General features: G+C 58.1%; 1 protein-coding gene. It reads left to right on the top strand.

Features of this window, described 5'->3' with window-relative positions:
* The coding region (locus RVY79_RS17685) for a hypothetical protein (protein WP_317465807.1) at positions 1–408 on the top strand (408 nt) is incomplete at both ends.

Genomic DNA, 408 nt, shown 5'->3' with positions numbered 1-408 from the left:
CCGCTGACGACTAACGCGGCGCTGCTAACCATCGCGCAATATCCGCTGTTTCTGTCGAGCAACACAGCGACGCCCAATATTCTGGTGGTCTATGACAACTCGCAGTCCATGGACGGGACGATGGCGGGCAAGTTGATCGCGGGCAACGATCCAACCACACGTGGCAACATTGCGCGCTCGGTGATTACGTCGACCATCTCGAACTATCGCACCCAATTCAACTGGGGCCTAGCGACGTTCGATGCCCCGGGGCCCAGCCTGTACAACACGTATGCCTACTTCTTTGGGAGCGCCAGCACCATGGTGTTCACAAATGACTGTGTCAACGGCATTTCCGCATCGAACGGCGGCCTGCGCTGCGTCCCGAACCCGCAATCGGGTGCCTCGTATTCGTATCTGACTTACGAG

The organism is Chromohalobacter sp. HP20-39, assembly GCF_033052815.1.
Taxonomy (GTDB): Bacteria; Pseudomonadota; Gammaproteobacteria; order Pseudomonadales; family Halomonadaceae; genus Chromohalobacter.
This window is presented reverse-complemented; position numbering and strand designations above follow the sequence as displayed.